This window comes from Corynebacterium sp. NML 120412 (assembly GCF_002285155.1).
Classification (GTDB): domain Bacteria; phylum Actinomycetota; class Actinomycetes; order Mycobacteriales; family Mycobacteriaceae; genus Corynebacterium; species Corynebacterium gottingense.
The window spans coordinates 1-23,827 of record NZ_NSGL01000007.1 but is presented as its reverse complement, the minus strand read 5'-3'; the positions used below and the strand labels follow the sequence as shown (position 1 = coordinate 23,827).

Sequence of the window (23,827 nt, the reverse complement as noted above, 5' to 3'; positions counted from 1 at the left end):
CCTGTTGGATTACATCTCCCGTCATATTGGCCCCGACCAGAGCGAGCAGCGGAAAATGCTGGACGCGCTGGGTTACGAGTCGCTGGACGCCCTGATCAGCGCGGCGGTGCCGAAGGGCATCCTCGCTGACGGGCCGCTGCAGCTGCCGCAGGCGCTCACGGAGTACGAGGCGCAGGACCGCCTGCGCGAGATCGCAAGCCAGAACACCGTGCTCAAGGCGTTCTACGGCCAGGGCTACAACTCCACGCTCACCCCGCCGGTGATCCGCCGCGGCGTGATCGAAGACGCCGGGTGGTACACCGCCTACACCCCGTACCAGCCGGAAATCTCCCAGGGCCGTCTGGAGGCGCTGCTCAACTTCCAGACCATGGTGCAGGACCTCACCGGCCTGGACATTGCCAACGCTTCGCTGCTGGACGAGGCCTCCGCAGCCGCCGAGGCCGTCGGCCTCATGTCGCGCGCGGTGCGCAAGGGACGCAGGGTGCTTCTCGACGCCCGCCTGCACCCCCAAGTCATTACCGTCGCGGCAGAGCGCGCCCGCGCCATCGACCTTGAGGTCGAGGTCGCTGACCTTTCCGAGGGCGTGGTTGGCGAGGATCTCGTCGGCGCCGTGCTGGCCTACCCGGGCACCGAGGGCGACATCGCGGACCCGCGCCCGGTCATCGAGGCGATCCACGAGCGCGGCGGCCTGGTCACCGTCGACGCCGACATCCTCGCCCTGACCGTCCTGGAGTCTCCGGGCGAGCTTGGCGCCGACATCGCGATCGGCTCTACCCAGCGCTTCGGCGTCCCGCTGTTCTACGGCGGCCCGCACGCAGCGTTCATGGCGGTGCCGGAGAAGCTCAAGCGCCAGCTGCCGGGCCGCCTGGTGGGTGTGTCCAAAGACGCCGAGGGCTTCCCCGCCTACCGCCTCGCACTGCAGACGCGCGAGCAGCACATCCGCCGCGAGCGCGCCACCTCCAACATTTGCACCGCCCAGGCGCTGCTGGCTGTGGCGGCCTCCATGTACGCCGTCTATCACGGCCCCGCCGGCCTGACCGAGATCGCGCGCACCGTCCACGACTTCGCCTCGCGCTTCGCCGCTGGTGTCGAGGCCGCCGGCGCGCGCGTCAAGCACGCGCACTTCTTCGACACGGTGGCGGTTGAGGTTGGGGACGCGCAGGGGGTCGTCGAGAAGCTTGCGCAGGCTGGTTACCTTGTGCGCGCCATCGATGCGACCACCGTGGGCGTGTCCTTCGGCGAGGACACCTCCGAGGACGACCTGGCCGCACTACTCGCCGCGTTCGACGCCACCGCCCCCGAGACCGCCGAGACGCGACTGCCCGAGGCGCTGGAACGCCGTACCGAGTTCCTCACCCACGATACCTTCAACGCGATCCACTCGGAAACGCAGATGATGCGCTACATCCGCGCCCTCGGCGACAAGGACCTCGCGCTGGACCGCACGATGATCCCGCTCGGCTCCTGCACGATGAAGCTCAACCCCACCGCGGGCCTGGAGACCATCACCTGGCCCGAGTTCGCCAACGTGCACCCCTTCACCCCGGCCGAATACACGAAGGGCTGGGCCACGCTTATCGACGACCTGCGCACCTGGCTCATCAGCATCACCGGCTATGCCGAGGTGTCCCTGCAGCCCAACTCGGGCGCGACCGGCGAGCTCGCCGGCCTGCTCGCGATCCGCCGCTACCACGTAGCAAACGGCGATACCGAGCGCGACATCTGCTTGATCCCGGCGTCGGCGCACGGGACGAACGCGGCGTCGGCAAGCTTGGCCAACCTGCGAGTCGTGGTGATCAAGACCGCCGACGACGGCTCGATCGACCTGAACGACCTCGACGTGCAGCTGGAGAAGCACGGCGAGCACGTCGCCGCCATCATGCTGACCTACCCGTCCACGCACGGCGTCTACGAGGACACCGTGCGGACCGTGGCCGACAAGGTCCACGCCGCCGGCGGCCAGGTCTACATCGACGGCGCAAACATGAACGCGCTGACCGGCATCGCGCGCCCCGGCGACTTCGGCGGCGACGTCAGCCACCTCAACCTGCACAAGACCTTCACCATCCCGCACGGCGGCGGCGGCCCGGGCGTGGGCCCGATCGGCGTGGGCGAGCACCTCATCCCCTTCCTGCCGGGCGACGCGAACATCTCTCTCGAGCAGGCCTCGGCGCCTGTGCCTGGCGACGCCGGCGTGCCCGTCGCCGCGAGCCTCTACGGCTCCGCGGGCGTGCTGCAGATCTCGTGGGCCTACATCGCCATGAGCGGCGCCGACGGGCTGAAGTCCGCCACCCAGCACGCCGTGCTCGGCGCCAACTACCTCGCTCACCAGCTCAACGAGTACTTCCCGGTCCTCTACACCGGCGACAACGGCATGGTGGGCCACGAGTGCATCCTGGACCTGCGCGAGCTGACCGACAAGTCCGGCGTAACCGCCGCGGACGTGGCGAAACGCCTGGTGGACTACGGCTTCCACGCGCCGACGCTGTCCTTCCCGGTCGCTGGCACCCTCATGGTCGAGCCGACCGAATCCGAGGACCTGGCCGAGCTGGACCGCTTCGTCGAGGCGATGCGCTCCATCCACGGCGAGATCCAGGAGATCATCGACGGCCGCGTCGCCTACGAATCCTCCGTGCTGCACCACGCGCCGTTTACCGCCCACTCCGTGGTGCGCTCCGACTGGCCGTACGAGTTCAGCCGCGAGCAGGCGGCCTACCCGGTCGACAGGCTCGTGCACGCGAAGTACTTCCCGCCGGTGCGCCGCATCGACGAGGCGTACGGCGACCGCAACCTCGTCTGCGCCTGCCCGCCGCCGGAAGCCTTTGGCATCAACACCGGCGAATAGTCCCCCTCCCCACTGAAAGCGAGAACCCTCATGGCTACCTCTCCCCTGCACGCAGCCCACGAGAAGCTGGGCGCCACGTTTACCGATTTCGGCGGCTGGAACATGCCGCTGAAGTACGGCAACGAGCTCGACGAGCACCGCGCGGTGCGCAGCGCCGTCGGCATCTTCGACCTCTCCCACATGGGCGAGATCGACGTCAAGGGCCCCGACGCCGCCGCGTTTTTGGATTACGCCCTGATTTCCAACATGTCCATCCTCAAGGTGGGCAAGGCGAAGTACTCCATGATCGTCGCCGAGGACGGCGGCATCCTGGACGACCTGATCACCTACAAGATGGCCGATGATCACTTCATGGTCGTGCCCAACGCCGCCAACACCGCCACCGTGTGGGCCGCGTTTGAAGCGCGCAAGGGCGACTTCGACGTTGAGCTGCGCAACGACTCTGAGGCCGTGGCGCTCGTCGCGGTCCAGGGCCCGAATGCGCTCAAGGTCCTCGAGCCTTTGCTCAGCGACGACGCCGACACACTCGCCTACTACTCCGGCGCCTGGATGACCCTGCGCCCGGCAGGCGGAGGGTCTGTCGAGGTGTTCGTCGCCCGCACCGGCTACACCGGCGAGGACGGCTTCGAGCTGTTCTGTGCCAACGCAGACGCCCAAGCGGTGTGGGACGCCGTGATCGGTTCCGGCACCCCGTGCGGGCTCGCCTCGCGCGACTCGCTGCGCCTCGAAGCATCGATGCCGCTCTACGGCCACGAGCTCACCACCAACATCACCCCGGTCGAGGCTGGGATGGGCCGCGCCTTTGCCAAGAAGGAAGCGGACTTTGTGGGCAAGGAAGTGCTGACCGGCCGCGAGCCGACCGTGGTCATCGCCGGCCTGACCTCCGAGCAGCGCCGCGCCGCGCGCGAGGGCGCGGAGGTGTTCCTGCCGGGCGCGGAGGACCGCATCGGTGTGGTCACCTCCGGCCAGCCCTCGCCGACGCTGGGCTACCCTGTTGCACTGGCGCACATCGCGCCCGAGCACGCGGAGGTTGGCACGGCTGTGGAAATTGACATCCGTGGACGTCGCTATCCGTTTACTATCGTAGAGACCCCGTTTTACTCCCGAAAGGACGCCTAACATGGCACTGCAGAAGGACTTCTACTACTCCGAGGACCACGAGTGGATCAACGCCACCCCGGACACCGCCGTCGGCGCCACCGTGCGCGTGGGTATTACCAACGTGGCCGCTGATCGCCTGGGCGAGATCGTCTTCGCCGAGCTGCCGCAGGTGGGCGACACCGTGACCGCCGGCGAGCACTGCGGCGAGGTCGAGTCCACCAAGTCCGTCTCCGACCTGTTCTCCCCGGTCACCGGCACCGTGACCGCCGTCAACGAGGACATCGACGGCGCGTACGAGGCCATCAACAATGACCCGTACGGCGACGGCTGGCTCTTCGAGGTCGAGGTCGAGTCCGTCGGCGAGCTTATGACCGCCGACGAGTACGCCGCAGAGAACGGCGTCGAGGGCTAAACAGCGCTAAACACCCACCACTTCACGCGGGGCTAGAATGCGAAAGCATGACTGCCCCGCGTGACCCATTTTTCCCCGCCGACAAATCCATCCGCGCCGACGCCGCCACCCCGCTCGAGGTGCGCGAGCTCGGCGTCGTGCCGTACCAGGAGACCTGGGACCTGCAGGCGGAGCTCGCGGCGAAGCGCGCGAAGGGCGAGGTCGGCGACACCGTGCTCGTCCTCGAGCACCCCTCCACGTTCACCGCGGGCAAGCGCACGCAGCCCGAGGACATGCCCGACGCCGACTACCCCGTCCCCGTGGTCAACGTGGACCGCGGCGGGCGCATCACGTGGCACGGCGAGGGCCAGCTCGTGGTCTACCCAATCATCAAGCTCGCCGAGCCCGTTGACGTGGTCGACTATGTCCGCCGCCTGGAAGAGGCGCTCATTGAGACGGTCCGCGAGGCGGGCGTGACCACCGCCGGCCGCATCGACGGGCGCTCCGGCGTCTGGGTCCCCCACACCACGCGCGCCGCCGACCCGTCGGCACCGACGCGCGACCGCAAAATCGCGGCCCTGGGAATCCGCATCACCCGTGGCGTCACCATGCACGGGCTGAGCCTCAATTGCGATAACACGCTCGCCCACTACGCGCACATCGTCGCCTGCGGCATTGACGACGCCGACGTGACCACCATGAGTCTGGAGTTGGGGAGGGACACGCGGGCGTCGGCAATCGCCCCAAGGCTCCTCCACCACCTCGACCGCGCGCTGTCCGGCGAGCTCACGGTGGCAAACCACACCTTCGCCTCGGCGCCGGACCCCACGAAGGGGCTGAAGAAGCGACCGCGGTAACGCAGTGCTTGACACGTCCGTTAACGTAGGGGGCGTGACTGTAGCACCAGATGGCAGAAAGCTCCTCCGAATCGAAAAGCGCAACGCGGAGACTCCGATCGAGTCGAAACCGCGCTGGATCCGCAACCAGGTCAAAACGGGACCTGAGTACGAGGACATGAAACAGAAGGTGAAGGGCGCAGGCCTGCACACCGTGTGCCAGGAAGCCGGCTGCCCCAACATCCACGAATGCTGGGAATCCCGCGAGGCGACCTTCCTCATCGGCGGCTCCCGCTGCTCCCGCCGCTGCGATTTCTGCGACATCGCCTCCGGCAAGCCCGACCCGCTGGACCGCGACGAGCCGCGCCGCGTAGCCGAAGAGGTCCGCGGCATGAACCTGAACTACTCCACCATCACCGGCGTGACCCGCGACGACCTTGAGGACGAGGGCGCGTGGCTCTACGCCGAGGTCGTGCGCAAGATCCACGAGCTCAACCCACACACCGGTGTGGAGAACCTCACCCCGGACTTCTCCGGCAAGCCGGACCTGCTCCAGGAGGTCTTCGAGGCCCGCCCCGAGGTTTTCGCGCACAACGTGGAGACCGTGCCGCGCATCTTCAAGCGCATCCGACCCGCGTTCCGCTACGAGCGCTCGCTGGACGTGATCCGCCAGGCGCGCGACTTCGGGCTGATCACCAAGTCCAACCTCATCCTCGGCATGGGCGAGACCCGCGAGGAGATCCTCGAGGCGTTGGCAGATCTGCAGGACGCCGGCACCGACATCATCACCATCACCCAGTACCTGCGTCCCGGCCCGACGTACCACCCGATCGACCGGTGGGTGAAGCCGGAGGAGTTCATCGAATACCGCGACGCCGCCTACGACATGGGCTTCGCCGCCGTCATGTCCGGTCCGCTCGTGCGCTCCTCGTACCGCGCCGGCAAGCTCTACGTCCAGGCAATGGAGCACCACGGCCGCGAGCTGCCGGAAAACCTCAAGCACCTCAAGGAGACCTCGCAGGGCGAAACGACGCAGGAGGCATCGACCCTGCTGAAGAAGTACGGCCCGTCGCAGGACCACCCCGTGGTCACTCGCTAAGCACTGCTTCACGCCCGCCTCACCGGCGGGCGTTTCTTTTTGCTTGCCCGGGGCGTGCCATTAACATTGGCGACATGGCGAAGCAGGATGACAAGGCCGCAGCGAAGGCCGCGAAGAAGGAAGAGCGCGCCGCGAAGCGCGCGAAGAGCAAGCAGACGCGCAGCCAGGTGTGGCAGGCGTTCAAGATGCAAAAGGAGCGCGACAAGGCGCTCATCCCCATCATGCTGGGTTCGGTGCTCGGCGTGGGCCTGCTGTTCTTCCTCATCGGCCTGCTCTGGAGCGGCCAGTGGTTCATGCTGGTCATCGGCCTGCTGCTTGGTGCTGTGCTGGCGATGTGGCTGTTCTCCCGCCGCCTGGAGAAGTCCATGTACGACGAGGTCGGCGACACCCCGGGCGCCGCAGGCTGGACCCTGGAAAACATGCGCAACACCATGGGCATCGTCTGGCTGACCAAGAACGGCGTCCAGGCCAACACTCACATGGACACCATCCACCGCGTCGTGGGCAATCCCGGCGTCGTGCTGGTTGGAGAGGGCAACCCGAACCGCCTTAAGCCGATGATGGCGAAGGAGCACAAGCGCGTCGACCGCCTCCTGGCGGGCGTGCCGATCCACGAGGTCTACGCCGGCGACGGCGAGGACCAGGTTCCCGTCCGTGACCTGCAGAAGCACCTGTTGAAGCTGCCGAAGAACTACAAGAAGGACGAGGTCTACTCCCTCAACGCCAAGCTCGAAGCGATGGACACCCGCAAGGGCCCTGGCCAGGTCGCCGGCATGCCGGGCGGCCCAATGCCGCGCCAGGCGCAGAACATGGCGGGCATGAACCGCCGCATGCGCCGCATGCAGCAGCGCAAGGGTAAGTAGAGCGACCGGGCGGCTACCGGAGACGACGATGCGAATCGACCACACGCACCACGGCAGCGACGAGCACTTCGGCATGGGCGTAGAGGCCAGCACGGCGCTGCGCTACGGCTCAATGCTGCTGACCTCCGGCGCGCCTGCCTACCGAGTCATCCGCGCCGTGAAGCGGTGCGCCCGCGCGCTCGGCTTCGACCACGCGGACGTCATCGTCGGGCTCGACACGCTCACCTGCACGTTCCACCGCGGCGAGCGGTTCCGCACCCTCGCCGCCGTGCTCCCGGTCCCCGGCGTGAACGCCTCGCGCATCGAGGCGCTGGAAAACTTTAGCCGCCACGAACTGCACCACTACGCCACCGCCGAGGAAGTCAACGCGCTTCTCGACGACATCGAGCACATCCACACCCCTCGCTGGAGCCCCCTCGTGGCGTCGCTCGCCGCGGGCCTGGCGTGTGGCGGGTTCGCGATCCTCAACCGCTTCTCCCTGCTCACCGCTGTGCTGGTGGTGATCGCCGCGGGCGTCGGCCAGTTCGTGCGCCAGCGCCTGGCGCACAAGCGCTTCCTCCAGCTCGGCGTGGTGATGATCGCCGGCGCCGTCTCCACCATCCTCTTCCTGCTGTTGTCGCTCCTCGTGCCGGGCGCGGACACGCAGCTCTCCGCCGGCTTCGTCGCTGCGATCCTCTACCTCATCCCCGGCTTCCCGCTGTTCGTGGCGCTCAATGATCTGTCGCGCTTCGACTTCAGCGCCGGCATCCCCCGGCTGTTCTACGCGCTCGAAGTGATCGTGGCCATGATGCTCACCGTCGCCGTGATCGCCATGATCACCAGCGCTCCCCCGCCGCCGCACATCGCCGCGGAGCCGGAGCTCGGGTTCTACCTCGCCGCAGCCGTCGCCAGCTTCTTTAGTATCGGCGGCTTTGCCATCATCTTCAACGCCTCACGGCGCATGGCGCTCCTCGCCGCGACGCTCGGCACGGTCGCCAACGTCTTGCGACTCGTCCTCCTCCACGCCGACATGCGGTACTTCCTCGCGTGCTTCCTCGGCACGCTCACCATCGGTATCCTCGGCCGCTGGCTCGGGCAGCACTTCCACGTCCCGCGCTCCACGGTCACCATCCCCGCGACCGTCGTGATGATCCCCGGCACCACGATCTACGCCGCGATGCAGGAGCTGACCAGCGGCGACGTCACCGGCGGCATCAGCGCCACCACCGAGGTCGTCCTCGCGGTGCTCTTCCTCTCCGGCGGGCTTACCGTCGCCCGCCTCATCACGGACCGCAATTGGGCGTTCCAGCACCACATCGACTTCCGCGAAAACCTCGGTGGTACGCCGGGCTAGTCGCTTATCGACGCCCTCACTTCCCCCTTCTCAGCCGCGGATCACCGTCGTGTTCGTCGCCCGGTCGTGCATGCCGCGGTCGTCCGCGTCCACGATCGCGGCCGGGAACACGAACCCGGTCAGGACGGTGCGCAGCGCGGCGCGCCAGAGGCCGACGGGCTCGGTGGCGTCGACACGCGCGACGCCCATACCCAGCATGGCCATCCCGGGCGTGCGGGCCATGAGCCATCCGGTGAGGATGCCCAGGACGATCCAGACGAGGTAGGTCAGTGTGGCGGTGTCTCCCAACGCATCCGTGGTGGCGGTAATCAGCGTCGCGATCGCCCACGCGAGGACCCAGTCGATGAGGACGCCGCCCGCGCGCCGCATTACCGACGCCTGCGAGCCCGGCCCCTCCGCCGGCAGCCCCAACGTCTGCCCTGGGTACTCCGGTGTGCCGCCGAACTGGTTCGGCATTTCCGGGCCTTCGCGCCAACTCTTCGATCCTGCCATGGTGACCAAGCCTAGCTGCGCCGCGCGGGCGACGAAAATGGGCGGGGTCCGCGACCGCGGCGGGGCATTCGACTAAACTTGGTGTGGTTCACATTGTCGCCGTAAGGAGATAGCACGTGTCTTTCGAAAATATCGAGGACGTAACAAAATTCATCAAGGACGAGGAAGTCGAATTCGTCGACGTCAGGTTCACCGACGTTCCCGGCCGCGAACACCACTTCTCCATCCCGGCGTCCATGTTTGATGAGGAGGTCATGGAAGAGGGCCTCGCGTTCGACGGCTCCTCCATCCGCGGCTTCACCACCATTGAAGAGTCCGACATGACGCTCATGCCGGACCTGGCCACCGCGAAGCTGGACCAGTTCCGCGAGGCGAAGACGCTGAACGTGAAGTTCTTTGTCAACGACCCGTTCACCCACGAGGCCTTTTCGCGTGACCCGCGTAACGTGGCGCGCAAGGCGGAGGACTACTTGGCGTCGACAGGCATTGCGGACACCTGCAGCTTCGGTGCCGAGGCCGAGTTCTACCTCTTCGACTCCATCCGCTACGAGGCCGAGGGCCACCGCGCGTTCTACGAGATCGACGCGGAAGAGGGCTGGTGGAACCGCGGCAAGGAATCCGACGCCGACGGCAACCCGAACCTGGGCTACAAGAACCGCTACAAGGGCGGCTACTTCCCGGTCCCGCCGTACGACAAGACCGTCGACGTGCGCGACGCGATGGTCCGCAACCTCGACCAGGCCGGCTTCCACATCGAGCGCTTCCACCGCGAGGTGGGCAACGGCGGCCAGCAGGAGATCAACTACCGCTTCAACACCCTGTTGCACGCGGCCGATGACCTGCAGGACTTCAAGTACATTGTGAAGAACACGGCGACCCAGTTTGGCAAGACGGCGACGTTCATGCCGAAGCCGCTGGCCGGCGACAATGGCTCGGGCATGCACGCACACCAGTCGCTGTGGAAGGACGGCGAACCGCTGTTCTACGACGAGTCCGGCTACGGCGGCCTGTCCGACCTGGCGCGCTGGTACATCGGTGGCATCCTCGAGCACGCCGGCGCCGTGCTCGCGTTTACCAACCCGACGCTGAACTCCTACCACCGCCTGGTTCCGGGCTTCGAGGCGCCGATCAACCTGGTGTACTCGCAGCGCAACCGCTCCGCCGCGATCCGCATCCCGATCACCGGCACCAACCCGAAGGCCAAGCGCATTGAGTTCCGCGCGCCGGACCCGTCGGGCAACCCCTACTTCGGCTTCGCCGCGATGATGATGGCCGGTATCGACGGCATCAAGAACCGCATCGAGCCGCACGCCCCGGTGGACAAGGACCTCTACGAGCTCCCGCCGGAGGAGGCGAAGGAGATCCCGCAGGCACCGACCTCGCTCGAGGCCTCGCTCGCCGCCCTCGAGGCGGACCACGACTTCCTCACCGAAGGTGACGTCTTCACCGACGACCTGATCCAGACCTACCTCACGCTCAAGCGCGAGGACGAGATCGCGCCGGCCCAGCTGCGCCCGACGCCGCTCGAGTTCGAAATGTACTTCGACTGCTAGCTCGCGCGCGTAAGTCAAAACCCCGAGGGTGTTCCCTCGGGGTTTGCTTATGCTCGGATGCCTAGGTCGAAGTCGTCAACTCCGGAGAGGCTTCGCGGGTTAAGTCGTGTGGTGATGCCGATCCGATTCCAGGCGTTGATCGCCACGACCGCCATGAGCAGGTTTCTCGCACCCTTCGCCCCGTGGATTCGGGACACGGCGTCGGTGAGCTCGAGCGCAGCGCATTCTTCGTCGGTGAATTGCTCCTTGTAGTCGGTCCAGCGCTCGGTGCTGCTGATCTTTTCTTCGCTCCAGCCGTCCTTCTTCGCATCACGACGGTGCATGGCCAGGCAATACACGCATTGGTTGAGCGCGGAAGCCCGCAGCTGCACCAGGTGCGAATAGCGCTTGTCGACGCGCTCGGCCTATGTTTCCAGCCCGAGCATTGGCGCGTAGGCGACTTTCGAAATTGGTTTGTGTGCAGTCATAGAACGATGCTACGCGGCCCGGACCAAAGTAGTCCGGGCCGCGAGTGCATCGTTTCTCGTGGGTCGCGTTCTTAGCCTTCCTGCGGTTCGCTGATCGTGGCCTTCGCCTCGATGAACTCGATCCCGTGGCCCTGGCTGCCCAGTGCGATGGTGTCGCGGTCCAGGATGTAGACGTCCGGGTTCGCCTGCAGGATGGTCTTCAGATCGTCGGCGGCGGCCATAGCGGCCGGGTCGCACAGCGCCTGAGTCTCGGCAAGGTCGCCGACGTGCAGCTTGCCCTGCTCGTCGAAGTGGTAGGTGGCGTTGCCGGAGTTGCACCCGTCGCCGTAGGTCAGGGTGCCGTCCGGGCTGAACTCGATGGTCACGTTCTCGTTGGCCTTCGCCTGCAGCGGGCGCTCGACGGCGGGGCCGCGCAGATGCTCGGGTGCCGGCTGCGCGTGCTCGGGCAGGGCGGTAATCAGGCCGCCCTGCTCGGCCGGAGCAGCCGGCAGCTGAGCGCTGGAGCCCGGCAGCGCCGGTGCGCCGCCGATGAGGATGGAGCTGAGCCCCGCAGCACTCTCGACGATCGCGGGGTCAGACGACAGCCCCTGCGGCAGCTCCTGTGCGTTGGCGGTGCCGGTGGCGCCACCCATCAGGGCAACGGCAATGGTTGCGGTGGACAGTTTCTTCATGATCTTGGAAACCATGGCCCTCAACCTACCGAGCAAAACCGCCAAATCAACCACCTTGAGAGAACTAGAACGGTATCTCCAGGGCACTCCTAAACGCGGCGGTCGAAGCTGAAAGTCGCATGAAAGTTGGTGCAATCAGTTGATAACCCGTTGTGTTTATGCAACACTCTGAGTCATGTCCCCAAAGAAAAGACCTGTGGATCCGATCTTTAACCGTATCCGCGTGCTGCGCACCGAACGGGACATGTCGCGCGGGCAACTCGCGGAAGCGGTTGAAGTCAATCCACAAACCATCGGAGCGCTCGAACGCGGCGACCACTACCCCAGCCTCGACCTCGCCTTCAAAATCTGCGACGTCTTCGGGCTACCGGTGGAAGCCGTGTTCTCCCGTACCGAGTTCACGCCAATGTCAACCGAGATCTACCGCACACCCTAAAACCCCGAAAGGACTCCCCATGGCGCCGAAAGATGTTCACGCGATCGTCGTGAAGCGAAAGAGGCTCACCCTGGCCACCGACGTCGGAATCGCGATCATGCTGCTCGCTGCGGTCCTCCAATTTTTCAACCCCACCGTGTCCACTGCGCTGTGGCTCGGTGGGGGTGCGCTCGCCGCGGTCGGAATCTTGCTGCTTCGCAAATCCATCGGCGGGGCCGACATGCCGCGCGCCGAGCTCGACGAATACGAGACCCAGCGGCACATCGAGGCTCGCGACGAGGGACTAAGCTGGTCCATCTTCTCCTCAACCGCCATGTTTGTCCTGGCAGGATTCCTGGCGCTCGCGACGCGCTTCGGATTCGAACCGTCAAGCCTGGACGTGGCGCTGTTCTTTGCCAAACTGCTCTTCTGCCAGATGCTCTGGATCCCGTTCGTGGTGGCGCGCTCGCTGGCGGGCAAGATCAACCGCGACGCGCTCATCGCCGCCGAGTAACTACTGCGCGGCGGCCTTGGTGAACTCGATCGCCTTCGCCGCGCTCCCGAGCGCGACGCCACCGTTAACCTGGTACACGGCCGGGGCGGACTGCAGCACCGACTTCAGCGCGGCGGCGTTGTTCATCGTCGCGGAATCGCACATGACGCGGGTCTCCGAAAGGCCGCTGACGTGCAGAGAGCCGACGTCGTCGATGGTGTACAGGCCGTTGCCGGAGTTGCAGCCGTCGCTGTAGGTGAGCGTGCCGTCGGCGCGCAGCTCCACGGTCATCGCCTGGCTCTGCTTCGCCTCAAGCAGCCCGGTCACCGCGCGCTGCGCCTGCGACTTGGGCAGCGGCTGCGCGTCGGCGGGCAGGGTGGTCACGACGGAAGACTGCGACGCGCGCTGCTCCGCCGCCTTCCCGCTCGCGCCGCCAAGCACGGTGGCGTTGAGCTCGCCAAGCCGGTCGGTATCGACGTAGTCGGTCACGTTCAGGCTTGCGACGCTCGGCACAGACGACAGGTCCTGCGCCCCCGCCGTACCAGCGCCGCTGAGCGCCAGCGCGCCGATCGCCGCCGCGGCAGCCGTCTTGGTGGTCAATTTCCGTACGATCTGGTTAGCCATGCGGACCAACGTACCGGCGCTCCGGCGCGATCTCCCGCGGAACGAACACGTCTTATGAAAGCGTTACGGTCCTGCCACCGCGCACCAAGGTCGAGTGTGGGGTGGTCTTTGCTACGCTTGAGGGACTTTTTACGCTACGCCGATAAGGAGCCCCCATGCCGTTCCGTTTCCGCCGCTCCAAGAAGTTCGGGCCGTTCCGGTTCACGATGTCCGGATCCGGCCTCTCCGCGTCCGTCGGCTCGGGCCCGTTCCGCTACACGTTCAACTCCAACGGCGGCCGCACGCGCACGATGCGCACCGGGATCCCCGGCCTGCGCTACGAGGAGCGCGACACCCCGAACCAGGTGCGCAGGAAGAAGCGCGCGAAGCAGCAGCGCAAGCAGGTTGGCAAGGAGCAGGCTAGCTTCGACGAGATTTCGCAGCAGTACCGCTAGCCACCAGCCACCAAATCGCGGCGGTGGCGAGCACGGTCGCGCCTATCGACGCCACCGCATCCCCCACCGTCGCCTCAGCCAAGCCCGCAACGGGCACGTGGAAGGGATCCGGTAGGATCGCGAGCGTGTTCGCCACGGCGTGCACCGCCAACGACGCCTCGAGCCCGCCCGTTGCCCACGTGAGGAACGCGCCGCAGAGCGCGAACGTCGCGACGCTGAGCTGGCCTCGCCAGCCGTAGTCGTGGACGGAGACGAACATGAACGCGGGGACGAGGTAGGCCACCCACGGCGAGCGGGTCCACTGCCCTACTGCCTGCACCAGCGAGCCGCGAAACACCAGCTCTTCCGACAGCGCCTGCAGCGGGATGAGCGCGACGAGGATGCACAACGCACCGAAGTTCTCTGCGGTGAACGCACCGTCCGCGGGTTCGCTCCGCCACAGCGTGTACCCTAGCTCCGCACCGAACGCGACGAGCGCCGGCACCAGCGCGATGCCAAAAATGCGCCACCGGAAGCGGCGCTCCACCGACCACAGCGCGGACGGGCGCCGGCCCCGCAACCACGCGGCGATGAACGCCGCAGGGATCGTCGCGGCCTCTATTGACCCCGCCGCGAGCGCGAGCCAGGGCGTGTCCACGAACTCGAACTCACCCATCGCTTTGACCGACGGGTCGAAGAACTGATCCGCCGCGCTGAAAAGCGCGAGCATCGCGGCGTAGATGCCGAAGAAGAGTATGAGGACGACGACGAACTCGAGAAGCGGACGCCACCAGGCAACGCGCGGCGCCCCGTCGCGGCCGAGCATATGATAGGAACCCATAACTTCATGATACGCCGCTGGGGTGGGGTAACGTGGCGTCGTGAAGCAATAGGGATTACCATAAGCCCGTGACTGACAAATTTCGCCAACTCCCGCCCCCGGGCCCCGCGTGGGGCGGCAGCCTCATGGGCACCTCAATCGTCGCGCGCCTGCTCGTCGAGGAAGACCTCCTCTTCCTCGCCGGCGTCTTCGCCGCCATCGCGTGCGTGATCCTGGTCGTGCTCACCGTAGGCTTTGCGCGCTACCGCCAGCCCAGTTTCGAGCGCACCACGATGGCCGAGTGGTCGATGTACTTTATCGGCATCCTCGCGCTCGGCGCCGCGCTGTCCGGGCTCACCGGCGACGGCGTGTACAGGCTCATCGGCTTCTGGATCGGCGGCCCAGTGACCGTCATCACCTGGGCGATCCAGCTCACGCGATTCGACGGCGAGCCCCGGTTCACCTGGGGCCTGCCGCTGGTCGGGCCGATGATTTCCGCGTCCGTCTCCGGCTGGCTCGCGCACGACTACGGCCCGCTCTACCACGTGATGGGCACCGCCCTGTTTGTCATGTCGCTGCTTACCGCGGTGCCGACATTCGCCCGCGTCTACTGGGCCGCCTGGCACGGGCGCGTTGACTTCGAGGGCGCGAAGTCCGCCACCGCGTGGGTGCCACTCGGCGTGGTCGGGCAATCCACCACCGCGATGCAGATCCTCTTCCCCGGCCCGGTCTCCATCTACTACGGCCTGGTCGCGCTGATCATCGCGATCCCGCTCGCGATCTACGCCATGATCACCTTCTACCCCAACGCCGCGCGCTGGGTGCCGTACTCGCCGGCGTGGTGGTCGTGCACCTTCCCGCCGGGCACCGTCAGCATGGGCGGACACCAGATGGCGATGGTCAGCGGGTCGCAGTGGCTGGACGCGATCGCACTGAGCATCCCGGTGCTGCTCGTCGCGCACTGGGCGCTGTGCTCGAGCCGGTTCGTCAGTTGGGTGGCGGAGGGGCGCACGAGCTAGGCGCGCACCGCGAGCACCGCGTAGGTGTAATCCAGCAGCGGGGTGGGCACGCCCGCAGCGGCGGCCTGCCGGCGGATCGCGCCGACCTGCGCGTCGAGCTCGCTCGGCAGTCCGTCCGCGATGTCGCGCTGCATCGAGCTCGTCGCGCCCGCGTACTGCTGGTCCGCAAACGCGAGGGTTTGCGAGACCGCGTCCGCCGGCAGCCGCACGCCAAGCCCGCGGGCTGCGGCCTCGACTTCTTTCATGAGGGCGCGGAGTTGGGGGCGTAAAGCGTCGCGAAGCACGCCCATCGGCACGCCGGCCACCGCGCCGAGCGCGCCCGTGGTGGTGACAAACATGGCTTTTGACCACACGTCCGTAAGCACGTCGCCCGGCGCGTACAGCTCGCCGCCGATCCCCGCCTCATCCAGCGCCGCGCGGAACTCCCGGGCAGTTTCGCTTATCGACGCCCCCGCCACCGGCCCAAAGCTCAACGCCAAAGGCCCGGGATTGAGCACGATCTTTGCCGGCCCGACGCGCGTGGCGTAGCAGCGGGCCACCCCGGCGAGGACCCGGTCGGCGCCGAAAATGCGCGCGGCGGTGTCGTGGATTTCGACCGAGTTCTGCGTCGTGACGATGGGCACGCCGCCAAGCTGCCGCGCGTCCGCGAGGTCCGCGAACGTCGGGTTATCCGGCAGCGCCTTCGTGGCGACAACCACGATGTCCGCCCCGCCCATCAGGTCCGCGGCCTCCCCGGCGTGCTCCGCCGCTGTCTCTTATACACATCTAGATGGGTATAAGAGACAGGGCGCGACACGCTCACCTGCACGTTCCACCGCGGCGAGCGGTTCCGCACCCTCGCCGCCGTGCTCCCGGTCCCCGGCGTGAACGCCTCGCGCATCGAGGCGCGGGCCGGCTCGTCGCCGCGGCTGAGCAGCACGCCGCGCTGCCTGAGCGCCGCGAGCGTCTCCCCGCGCGCGACAAACGACACCTCGTGACCAGCCTCTGCGAGCACGCCGCCGAAGTACCCGCCGATCGCGCCCGCACCAATGCACACCACCTTCATGGTGCACAGTCTATCCGCGCGCACGCCGCCGCGTGCGCCTTTACTCCGGTGGCGACGGTCCCGCGTAGGTGGGCTCACCGGCCGGCGCGCCCTGAGCCGGCCCGCCGATCACGGCGCCGGTATCGGCGTAGGCCCGGCCGGTGAAGCGCGGCGCGGCGTACTTCGGACCGACCCACGCGATGCGCCCGTTGATGCGGGTCATGCGGCCGCGCTTCGGGTCGCCGTTGACGGCATTGTGGTGCGGGCACAGCCAGCACATGTTCGCCGGGGTGGTCTCTCCCCCGTGCGCGTACTCGGTGAGGTGATGGGCCTGGCACTTGGAGATCGGCGCGTTGCAGTCGGGCCAGCAGCACGTCGGCGAGTCCGCCTCCAGCGCGAGCCGCTGCACCCGGGACGCGAGGCGCATGCGGTGGGTGTTGATCGGGCCAAGGTGCTCCGCGGCGAGCGTGATGTACCCGTCCGGCAGGATCCGGCGCTGGAGCAACTGGCTGGTGGTCATGCGCACCCCGGTGTTGGTGACCACGACCGGCTCGGTGTCGTCCCTGTCGTCGGTGCCGGCGAGCACGTGGTCGATGTCCTTGTCGGTGACAATCGCGTGCACCGCCACCGGCGCCTGGACGATGCGCCGGTTGTTGACAATCCAGTCGATCGCATCGATGGGCTTGCCCCGCTCGTCGGGCGTCTCAAAGGTGGTGACCACGTCCTGCAGCCGGTTAGTAGGGCCGGTGAGCCGGATGATGAACTTGTCGTTTTTCATGTCGCGCTGGATCCGCACCCCGTCCTCGGGCACGCGCGGCGCGATGAAGTCCTTGCGCAGCCGGGCGGCTTTCTTTGCGATGGTGGCCGTATCCCCCTGCGCGGCGCACAGCTCGGCGGTGTATTCCCAACGCTTGGTCGGGTTGCTGATGCGGCGAGCAGTGCGCTCGATCAGTTCCAGCGTTTCAATGCAGTGACTGTTGGCTTCCGCCGCGGAGCGTGCCTCGGCCTGGTAGCGCGAGTGGCTGGTCGGCTGAAAGAACCGCTGTGCGAGCCGAACCAGCGTGTCCGCGTAGTCCTCGGCCGCGCCCATCCTCACCAGCGCGGGCGCGTCGAGCCCGGCCTCGTCGACGAGCCGGAGCGTGGCAATACCCCCAGCGCGGAAGGCCAAAAAGGCCCGTAGTTGTTCCTCCCCCATAGGCCCACAACCTAGCCCACCCCCACGCACCCCGCAACCGCAAGGTTGAGATCCACCGCGATCCCGCCGACGCGCCCGCGGGACGTGAACTGCCACACCTGCGGTGCCGGGAACCCGAGCGGCCGCGGCCACGGCCCGAGGCGCGCGGGGTCGGTCACCGAGTTGTCGCCCCACTGCGCCAGCCACAGCGCGCCGAACTCCGCCGGGTTGGCAAGGCGCATGTGGCGTCGCCAGTAGCGGGCGGTGGTGTAGATACCGGCGACGGGGACGTCGGCGGCACGGAAGGCGGTGGCGGCGGCGCGGACGTCGGCAAGCGAAAGCCCCGCGGGTGACTCCACGTCGAGCCACATCGGCAGCCGCCTCCCACCCAACACGTCGAGGGCGGCACCGACCTGCTCGGTGACGGTCGTGCCCTCGGACGGGCTGCGCAGGTAGTGGTAGGTGGACAGGGAGCAGTGGGACGAGTGGGCGTCGAGAAGCAATTGCTCGAAGCACGGGTCCTGGTAGGTGCCGTCGGTGGTGCGAAGGACCGCGAAATCGAAGCCTGCGAAGTCGAGGCCGGCCTGGTATTCGGAGCAGTCGACGCCGAGCCTCACCGCTTGGACAGCCCCATCCGCGGAGTGAACGACGCGGGGTGGCGGCGCTGGGCGGCCGCGTCCGCGATGGCCAGGCGCCACTTCGGGTCCGTGACGGGCATGCGCGAAATGGGGAACCAGCCGACCTCGGTCGACTCGTCGTCGCCCACCACCGGCTCCGCGGCGGGGTCTGCCGGCTCGAGGCGCAGCTGCACGGACATGTAGCTGGCCCGGTCGCCGTTGGCGTGCACGAGAGGGCCGACGGACCCCGCGCCAAGGATCGCGGCGGGCGTAGCCTCGATGCTGGTCTCCTCGCGCACCTCGCGCACCGCCGCGTCGTGCGGCTGCTCCCCCGGCTCTGCGATCCCGGTCACCGGGGTCCACTCGCCGTTGTCCGCGCGGCGCACGAGCAGCACGTCCGGCACCGCCCAGGCAGACTGGTCGACGGAATCGCGCAGCACGATCGCGGCGACTGACGGCAGCCAGAGCGGGTCGTGGCCGATCTTCTCGCGGATCTGCACGATAAATTCCGGGGTTGGCACGGCGTGTCCTTTCGTTCGTCGTTCGCGTGCCCACGAGTCTACGTCGGCTAGGATGAGCTGCGATGCACACCCTGAAGCGCCTCCCCAAAGCCGTATTTATCACCGTCTACGGCGCGGTGCTGATCGCGCTCGTGGTCATGATCGCGGCGCTGACCAGCTACCAGACCAACGCGCGCACCACGCAGACGACGCCGGCGCCGCCGGTTTCCGCCTGGAACCCCGCGCCTGCCGACGCCCCCAACGTCGCCGCCAGCGTCCGCCCCAATGTCATCGCCGACGCGCAGGTAGGCGCCACGAAAACCGGCGTGATGCTGCGCGGTGACCTCACCCCCACCGCCATGGTGAGTGCGGAGACCGCCGGCCATATCTCGCGCCTGCTCGAGCAGAACTGCCTGGACACGCTGACCCTCGAGACACCCGACAACATGCGCTTCGAGCTGCTGGGCTTTTGCTTCACGACGCTCCCGCCCCAGACCATCGCCGACCTCCTCCACTTCGGCGACGAGCACGGTGCCAACTCGGTTACGGTGACCAACAACCTGGAGCGTCAAGGGGGCGGCCAACTCGCGCAGCTGTACTGGCTCGACGCGACGCACGAGCAGGTGGAGGCGCTGCAGCCCGCATGGGAGGAGTTCGGCCTGCGCCCGTACCTGGACCGCGCGACCTTCGAGGCGTTCACGGACGACGAGCTCACCATCATGGAGGCGAATCCCTCGCGGCCGCACACCTACAAGCACGAACCGGCCGGCGCGGCGCTGCGCGAGAAGTGGCGCATGCCGGAGCCTGGCCAATCCTGGTAGCTTCGCAGCGCAGCGCTACCAGCGCTGCGTCTCCCACTGTGCGTCCGGCACGACCTGGTCGATCACGGTCATCATCTGCTCGACGTTTGAGTAGGACATGAGCTTGGGGTTCTCCATCCCCTCCCAGCAGTCCTCGCCGCTGCGGCCGGCCTCCGTGCCGGAGACGATGCCGATGATTACGGCGCGGCCGTTGACGTGGGTGAACACCGGGCCGCCCGAGTCGCCGGCGGCGGCGCAGACTGCGGCGATGTCGCCGAAGGTTTCGCGGTCTTCGTCGTCCCCCGCGTTCACGATCTGCACCCGCTGCGTGTCTTCGAACTCGCCGCAGGTGTAGCCGGTGGTGGCGCCGGTTTTGCAGACGTGGCCCACTGGCGGGACTTCGTCGGCGATGCCGGTGGGGATTGGGTCGCCAATCACGTCCATGTAGCGGTCCGGGTCGGTGATCTTGATGATGCCGACGTCGATGCCGTCGGAGGCGCTGGCGTCGTGAGCAAACAGCCCCGAGTAGACGAACTGGCCGACTTCGTGCGCGTAGTCGAAGGCGCGCGAGGCGTTCGTGGGCCACACGAGGTCGCCGGCGTGGCCGCAGTGCCCCGCGGTGACGGCGTAGTGCTGGCCCGCCGCGTCGCTGAAGCTGAACGCGACGGTGCACGACTGCGCCGTGAAGCTCTCGCCGGGCTGCGGCTGGTGGTCTGTCGTCTGGATGCGCGTACCGGGCGCCCACAACGCGAACGCTGGCACGCGGACCAGGTTGGCCTGGCCGTCAGACTCGGCGGCCTCCGTCTCCAGCGGGGTCTGCACCGCCTCGCGCGCCTGGCGCTCCTCGACGGAGCCGGTGGGCAGCTGCGAGGTGGTCAAGCCGAGCCACACCACGGAGGCGACGAACAGGGCGACTGCGACGATGCAGACCACCCAGCTCACGGTGCGTGCCGTGGTGCTGCGCGGGGCGGGTGCGGCGCGGTGTTGCGGCGCGGGCTCCGGGAACGTCCAGCGCTCGCCGTAGGTCGGCTGGTACTTCCTGGCGTGGTTGCCGGTCGATGAATCGTTTGGGTGGGTCACGCTACTCGGCGTCCGAGTGCTCCTCCGCGTCGTTTTCCGACTCAGCGCCGGCGGATGCCTGGATCTTTAGGTCGCGGATGAACTTCTCCGGGTCGAACTCGGTGAAGTAGTCGGGGCCGGCGAACTGTTCCTGTGCCATGGTGTGCTCCTTTTCGTGCTGGGGCTTACTGCCCGAGGGTATCGACGATAAACTGCTTGACGCGCTCCGCGTCGTTGGGCAGGTCCGTGACGTGGCGGTCGGCGGCCAAGATGGAGGCGAAGCGCTCCGGCACCTGCGGCTCGCGGCCGGTCGCCTCGACGATCGTGTCGGCGAACTTGACCGGCAGCGCGGTCTCCAGGACCACGATGCGGGTGTCGGTCTCGTCGGCAAGGCCGCGTGCGACGTGGATGCCGTCGGCGGTGTGCGGGTCCACCATTACCCCGTGCTCCTCCCACGTCTGCTTGATCGTGGCGAGTCGGTCGGCGTGGGTGGACGAGCCCGAGACGAAGCCGAAGTCGTTCCGGATGCGGTCCAGGACCTCCTGGCCGCCCAGATCGTCCAGGTCGAAGCCGCCCTCCTTCACTTTGGTACCGAAGAGGCGCTTGGTGGCGGAGGCGTCGCGCTGGAGGGCGTCGAAAAGCATGCGCTCGAAGTTGGATGCCTTCGAGATGTCCATGGACGGCGACGAGGTGGCCTGGGTTTCCGCCGAGGAGCGCGGGCGGTAGTTGCCGGTGCGGAAGAACTCGTCGAGCACGTCGTTTTCGTTCGTGGCCACGATGAGGCGGTCGATGGGCAGGCCCATGCGCTTGACGACGTAGCCCGCGCACACGTCACCAAAGTTGCCGGTCGGTACAGCGAACGAGAGTTTTTCGTCGTTCGACTCGGTCACGCGCAGGTAGGTCGAGATGTAGTAGACGGTCTGCGCAAGCAGGCGCGCCCAGTTGATGGAGTTCACCGCGCCGATGGAGTACTTGGCCTTGAAGGCGGCGTCGGCGTTGACCTCCTTGACCACGTCCTGGCAGTCGTCGAAGACGCCGTCGAGGGCGATGTTGTGGATGTTCGGGTCGTCCAGCCCGAACATCTGCGCCTGCTGGAACGGGGTCATGCGGCCGGCTGGGGTGAGCATGAAGACGCGGATGTTGTTGCGTCCGCGCATCGCGTACTCGGCGGACGAGCCGGTGTCGCCCGAGGTCGCGCCCAACACGGCGAGCGCCTCGCCGCGGCGGGTCAGCTCGTACTCGAACAGCTCGCCGAGCAGCTGCATCGCCATGTCCTTGAACGCGGCGGTGGGGCCCTCGGACAGGTGGGCGATGGAGAGCGTTTCATCCAGCTCCGTGACCGGAACGATGTCCGGGTGCGCGAACTTGGGAGTGCTGTAGGCCTTGGCGGTGAGTTCCTCGATCACCGCTGGCGGGATGTCGTCCACGAACAGCTTCACAACCTCGGCCGCGAGGGCTGCGTACCCCTCGGCGGCGAGGAGGTCACGCCAGGCGTCGAGAAGCGAAGGCTCCAGGCGCGGATACGTGGCCGGCATGAACAGACCGCCGTCGGCGCTCAATCCCCCGAGCAGGATGTCGGTGAACTTGTGCGGTGAGGCGGTCGTATCGCGAGTTGAAATGTAATCCACGGGCGTCGAGTTTACGGGACCGGGTTGGAATTCGTAGATATTTTTGCGGCGCATCGGGCTGCGCAACGTGCACGAGTTCCCTCAAAGGTATTCCCAATTAAACATAACGGGCGTTAGGGTATTACCATTCATTGCCATGGCAAACAATCATCCACGCGAACAACTGACAACCAAAGCCCTTATCGTGTGGTTCGGCGCAGTCGCTGTGTATGCCGTAGCCATCCTCGGCCGCACCTCCTTCGGTGTGGCAAGCGTGGAAGCTATCGACAGATTCAACGTCGACGCATCACGAATCGCAGTCTTTACCGCAGTCCAGGTCGGCGTCTACGCCTTCGCGCAGATCCCCACCGGGCTGCTCATCGACAGGCTCGGCCCCCGCTTCATGCTCGTCGCCGGCGCCATCATCATGGCCGTGGGGCAGATCGTCCTCGGCCTGACCACGTCGTACGGCGTAGCCATTGTCGCCCGCGTCCTCATCGGCGCCGGCGACGCCACCGCGTTCCTGTCCGGCATGCGCATCCTGCCCTACTGGTTCCCGCCGCGGAAGACCCCGCTGTTCACCCAGCTCACCGCGGCGCTCGGCCAGCTCGGCCAGTTCCTCTCCGCGGTCCCCTTCCTCGCCCTGCTCACCGCCAAGGGCTGGACCGTCTCCTTCGTCTCCCTCGGCGCGCTCGGCCTACTTGTCGCGCTCCTCGCCGCGATCGCAGTCGCCGACACCCCGGAATGGGCCGAGATGACGCCCGGCCAGCGCCGCGAGATCAAGCAGCAGCGCCAGGACGACCGCACCCCGATGAAGGAGGTGCTCGGCGTGGTCCTGCGCTCCCCCATCGCCTGGGAGGCCTTCTTCATCCACGGCTGGGTCATCTTCTGGATGTTCAGCTTCTGCCTCCTGTGGGGCCTGCCGCTCATGACGCTCGGCATGGGACTGACCGAAAGCCAGGCCGGCACCGTGCTCATCCTGTTCACGGTGGTCAATATCGCCTCGGCACCGTTCGTCGGCGCGGTCTCCGCCCGCATGGGCTCGAGCCGCGACCTCGGCGCCCTCATCCTCGGCGGCGTCACCCCGCTGGCGTGGATCATCTTCTTCCTGCCCAGCGAGCCGCGCAGCTACGCGGCCATCCTCACCATGGCCATCATCATGGGCCTGTGCGTGCCCACCGCGAACTTCGGCTTCGACGCCGTGCGCGAAAACCTGCCCACCAATATGGTCGCCACCGGCACCGGCCTGGGCAACATGGGCGGGTTCGTCGCGACCATGATCGGCGCTCAGACCGTCGGCGTGCTGCTCGACCACTCCTCGCACGGGCAGGCCTACCAGTGGCACGACTTCCAGCTCGCCTGGATCGCCTTCTACGTCACGGCCGCCGTGTTGCTCATCGGCCTGCTCGTGTCGCGCCGCAAGGCGCAGCGCCTTACCGCGACACCGCGCGTCAAGATCGTCAACGAGGCGCCCGCCGAGCGGCAGAAGCTGCAGGACGCGTAGCCCCTACCGCCGGGGCGGCTCCTGGCGCCCGGTCAGGATGTCCACGACGGAGCGGATGGCGGCGTCGCCAAGCTGCGGCAGCTGCCCGCCCGTCGCCGGCGCATGCT

General features: G+C 67.3%; 26 protein-coding genes and 1 pseudogene. 14 read left to right on the top strand and 13 right to left on the bottom strand.

All coding sequences use genetic code 11. The features are described from left to right. Window positions 1–4 precede the first annotated feature (4 nt). The 7 genes from gcvP to CKJ84_RS10720 all read left to right on the top strand — a co-directional run bounded on the left by gcvP (window position 5) and on the right by CKJ84_RS10720 (window position 8,468). Window positions 5–2,845, top strand: a complete 2,841-nt coding sequence (gene gcvP, locus CKJ84_RS10750) for an aminomethyl-transferring glycine dehydrogenase (protein WP_095546939.1) — start codon at window positions 5–7, stop codon at window positions 2,843–2,845. Window positions 2,846–2,875: 30 nt separating this feature from the next. Continuing rightward, a complete protein-coding gene (gene gcvT, locus CKJ84_RS10745; RefSeq protein ID WP_095546938.1) occupies window positions 2,876–3,964 on the top strand; it encodes a glycine cleavage system aminomethyltransferase GcvT in 1,089 nt (362 codons plus the stop codon). Between the two features lies 1 nt (window position 3,965). Continuing rightward, entirely contained in the window at window positions 3,966–4,358 is a 393-nt protein-coding gene (gene gcvH, locus CKJ84_RS10740; protein WP_095278151.1) for a glycine cleavage system protein GcvH, read from the top strand. 47 nt (window positions 4,359–4,405) lie between these two features. Further along, window positions 4,406–5,194, top strand: a complete 789-nt coding sequence (gene lipB, locus CKJ84_RS10735) for a lipoyl(octanoyl) transferase LipB (RefSeq protein ID WP_095546937.1) — start codon at window positions 4,406–4,408, stop codon at window positions 5,192–5,194. A gap of 34 nt (window positions 5,195–5,228) precedes the next feature. Further along, window positions 5,229–6,272, top strand: a complete 1,044-nt coding sequence (gene lipA, locus CKJ84_RS10730; protein ID WP_095546936.1) for a lipoyl synthase — start codon at window positions 5,229–5,231, stop codon at window positions 6,270–6,272. Window positions 6,273–6,346: 74 nt separating this feature from the next. Continuing rightward, window positions 6,347–7,135, top strand: coding sequence for a DUF4191 domain-containing protein (locus CKJ84_RS10725; protein ID WP_095546935.1), 789 nt, complete (start codon window positions 6,347–6,349; stop codon window positions 7,133–7,135). Window positions 7,136–7,163: 28 nt separating this feature from the next. Continuing rightward, complete coding sequence (locus CKJ84_RS10720) at window positions 7,164–8,468, top strand: threonine/serine exporter ThrE family protein (RefSeq protein WP_095546934.1); 1,305 nt, start codon at window positions 7,164–7,166, stop codon at window positions 8,466–8,468. A 30-nt stretch (window positions 8,469–8,498) separates the two neighbouring features. Here the strand turns inward: CKJ84_RS10720 and CKJ84_RS10715 are convergent, their stop codons facing one another. Continuing rightward, entirely contained in the window at window positions 8,499–8,960 is a 462-nt protein-coding gene (locus CKJ84_RS10715; protein ID WP_095546974.1) for an RDD family protein, read from the bottom strand. A gap of 116 nt (window positions 8,961–9,076) precedes the next feature. Here CKJ84_RS10715 and glnA point away from each other — a divergent pair, with 116 nt between their 5' ends. Next, a complete protein-coding gene (gene glnA / locus CKJ84_RS10710; protein WP_095546933.1) occupies window positions 9,077–10,513 on the top strand; it encodes a type I glutamate--ammonia ligase in 1,437 nt (478 codons plus the stop codon). Window positions 10,514–10,560: 47 nt separating this feature from the next. Here glnA and CKJ84_RS10705 read toward each other — a convergent pair. After that, window positions 10,561–10,896, bottom strand: a pseudogene (locus CKJ84_RS10705) (carboxymuconolactone decarboxylase family protein); the annotation flags it as partial. Window positions 10,897–11,051: 155 nt separating this feature from the next. Next, a complete protein-coding gene (locus CKJ84_RS10700) occupies window positions 11,052–11,666 on the bottom strand; it encodes an META domain-containing protein (protein WP_095546931.1) in 615 nt (204 codons plus the stop codon). Between the two features lie 160 nt (window positions 11,667–11,826). Here CKJ84_RS10700 and CKJ84_RS10695 point away from each other — a divergent pair, with 160 nt between their 5' ends. Then, window positions 11,827–12,087 (top strand): helix-turn-helix transcriptional regulator, encoded by a 261-nt coding sequence (locus tag CKJ84_RS10695; RefSeq protein WP_095278171.1) that lies wholly within the window; start codon window positions 11,827–11,829, stop codon window positions 12,085–12,087. Window positions 12,088–12,106: 19 nt separating this feature from the next. Further along, on the top strand, window positions 12,107–12,580 hold the full coding sequence (locus CKJ84_RS10690; RefSeq protein ID WP_095546930.1) for a hypothetical protein: 474 nt from the start codon (window positions 12,107–12,109) through the stop codon (window positions 12,578–12,580). On the opposite strand, the gene CKJ84_RS10685 is transcribed toward CKJ84_RS10690, so the two are convergent. Further along, window positions 12,581–13,183, bottom strand: a complete 603-nt coding sequence (locus CKJ84_RS10685) for an META domain-containing protein (RefSeq protein ID WP_095546929.1) — start codon at window positions 13,181–13,183, stop codon at window positions 12,581–12,583. It lies immediately after the preceding gene. Window positions 13,184–13,338: 155 nt separating this feature from the next. On the opposite strand from CKJ84_RS10685, the gene CKJ84_RS10680 reads away from it, so the two are divergent. Beyond that, on the top strand, window positions 13,339–13,617 hold the full coding sequence (locus tag CKJ84_RS10680) for a DUF4236 domain-containing protein (RefSeq protein WP_095538082.1): 279 nt from the start codon (window positions 13,339–13,341) through the stop codon (window positions 13,615–13,617). Here the strand turns inward: CKJ84_RS10680 and CKJ84_RS10675 are convergent. Next, window positions 13,583–14,437 carry a CPBP family intramembrane glutamic endopeptidase gene (locus tag CKJ84_RS10675; protein WP_095546928.1) on the bottom strand — a complete coding sequence of 285 codons (855 nt, stop codon included), beginning with the start codon at window positions 14,435–14,437 and terminating at the stop codon, window positions 13,583–13,585. The genes CKJ84_RS10680 and CKJ84_RS10675 overlap by 35 nt on opposite strands. A gap of 68 nt (window positions 14,438–14,505) precedes the next feature. Between CKJ84_RS10675 and CKJ84_RS10670 the strand changes: the two genes are divergently transcribed. Continuing rightward, a complete protein-coding gene (locus tag CKJ84_RS10670; RefSeq protein ID WP_095546927.1) occupies window positions 14,506–15,435 on the top strand; it encodes a TDT family transporter in 930 nt (309 codons plus the stop codon). Here CKJ84_RS10670 and CKJ84_RS10665 read toward each other — a convergent pair. The 5 genes from CKJ84_RS10665 to CKJ84_RS10645 are packed head-to-tail and all read right to left on the bottom strand — an operon-like array spanning window position 15,432 to window position 18,771. Then, the gene (locus CKJ84_RS10665; protein ID WP_095546926.1) at window positions 15,432–16,151 is read right to left on the bottom strand and encodes a ketopantoate reductase C-terminal domain-containing protein; all 720 of its coding nucleotides are present in this window, start codon (window positions 16,149–16,151) and stop codon (window positions 15,432–15,434) included. The genes CKJ84_RS10670 and CKJ84_RS10665 overlap by 4 nt on opposite strands. Then, window positions 16,151–16,480 (bottom strand): ketopantoate reductase family protein, encoded by a 330-nt coding sequence (locus CKJ84_RS12725; protein WP_095546973.1) that lies wholly within the window; start codon window positions 16,478–16,480, stop codon window positions 16,151–16,153. The genes CKJ84_RS10665 and CKJ84_RS12725 overlap by 1 nt, the downstream gene beginning before the upstream one ends. 40 nt (window positions 16,481–16,520) lie before the next feature. Further along, window positions 16,521–17,654 carry an HNH endonuclease signature motif containing protein gene (locus tag CKJ84_RS10655; protein ID WP_143340365.1) on the bottom strand — a complete coding sequence of 378 codons (1,134 nt, stop codon included), beginning with the start codon at window positions 17,652–17,654 and terminating at the stop codon, window positions 16,521–16,523. Between the two features lie 11 nt (window positions 17,655–17,665). Further along, entirely contained in the window at window positions 17,666–18,250 is a 585-nt protein-coding gene (locus CKJ84_RS10650) for a GH25 family lysozyme (protein WP_095546924.1), read from the bottom strand. After that, window positions 18,247–18,771, bottom strand: a complete 525-nt coding sequence (locus tag CKJ84_RS10645; RefSeq protein WP_095546923.1) for an NUDIX domain-containing protein — start codon at window positions 18,769–18,771, stop codon at window positions 18,247–18,249. Before CKJ84_RS10645 ends, CKJ84_RS10650 begins: the two co-directional genes overlap by 4 nt. 62 nt (window positions 18,772–18,833) lie before the next feature. Between CKJ84_RS10645 and CKJ84_RS10640 the strand changes: the two genes are divergently transcribed. After that, entirely contained in the window at window positions 18,834–19,571 is a 738-nt protein-coding gene (locus CKJ84_RS10640; protein WP_095546922.1) for a hypothetical protein, read from the top strand. Between the two features lie 15 nt (window positions 19,572–19,586). Here the strand turns inward: CKJ84_RS10640 and CKJ84_RS10635 are convergent, their stop codons facing one another. From CKJ84_RS10635 to thrC, 3 genes are read right to left on the bottom strand one after another with little or no spacing between them, the layout of a single operon-like run. Continuing rightward, on the bottom strand, window positions 19,587–20,630 hold the full coding sequence (locus CKJ84_RS10635; protein WP_233125676.1) for a S1 family peptidase: 1,044 nt from the start codon (window positions 20,628–20,630) through the stop codon (window positions 19,587–19,589). Between the two features lies 1 nt (window position 20,631). Next, window positions 20,632–20,769, bottom strand: coding sequence for a hypothetical protein (locus tag CKJ84_RS12380; RefSeq protein ID WP_167457398.1), 138 nt, complete (start codon window positions 20,767–20,769; stop codon window positions 20,632–20,634). 25 nt (window positions 20,770–20,794) lie between these two features. Further along, entirely contained in the window at window positions 20,795–22,237 is a 1,443-nt protein-coding gene (gene thrC, locus CKJ84_RS10630) for a threonine synthase (protein WP_095546971.1), read from the bottom strand. Between the two features lie 136 nt (window positions 22,238–22,373). Here thrC and CKJ84_RS10625 point away from each other — a divergent pair, with 136 nt between their 5' ends. Continuing rightward, window positions 22,374–23,720, top strand: coding sequence for a nitrate/nitrite transporter (locus CKJ84_RS10625; RefSeq protein WP_095546921.1), 1,347 nt, complete (start codon window positions 22,374–22,376; stop codon window positions 23,718–23,720). The last annotated feature ends 107 nt before the right edge of the window (window positions 23,721–23,827 follow it).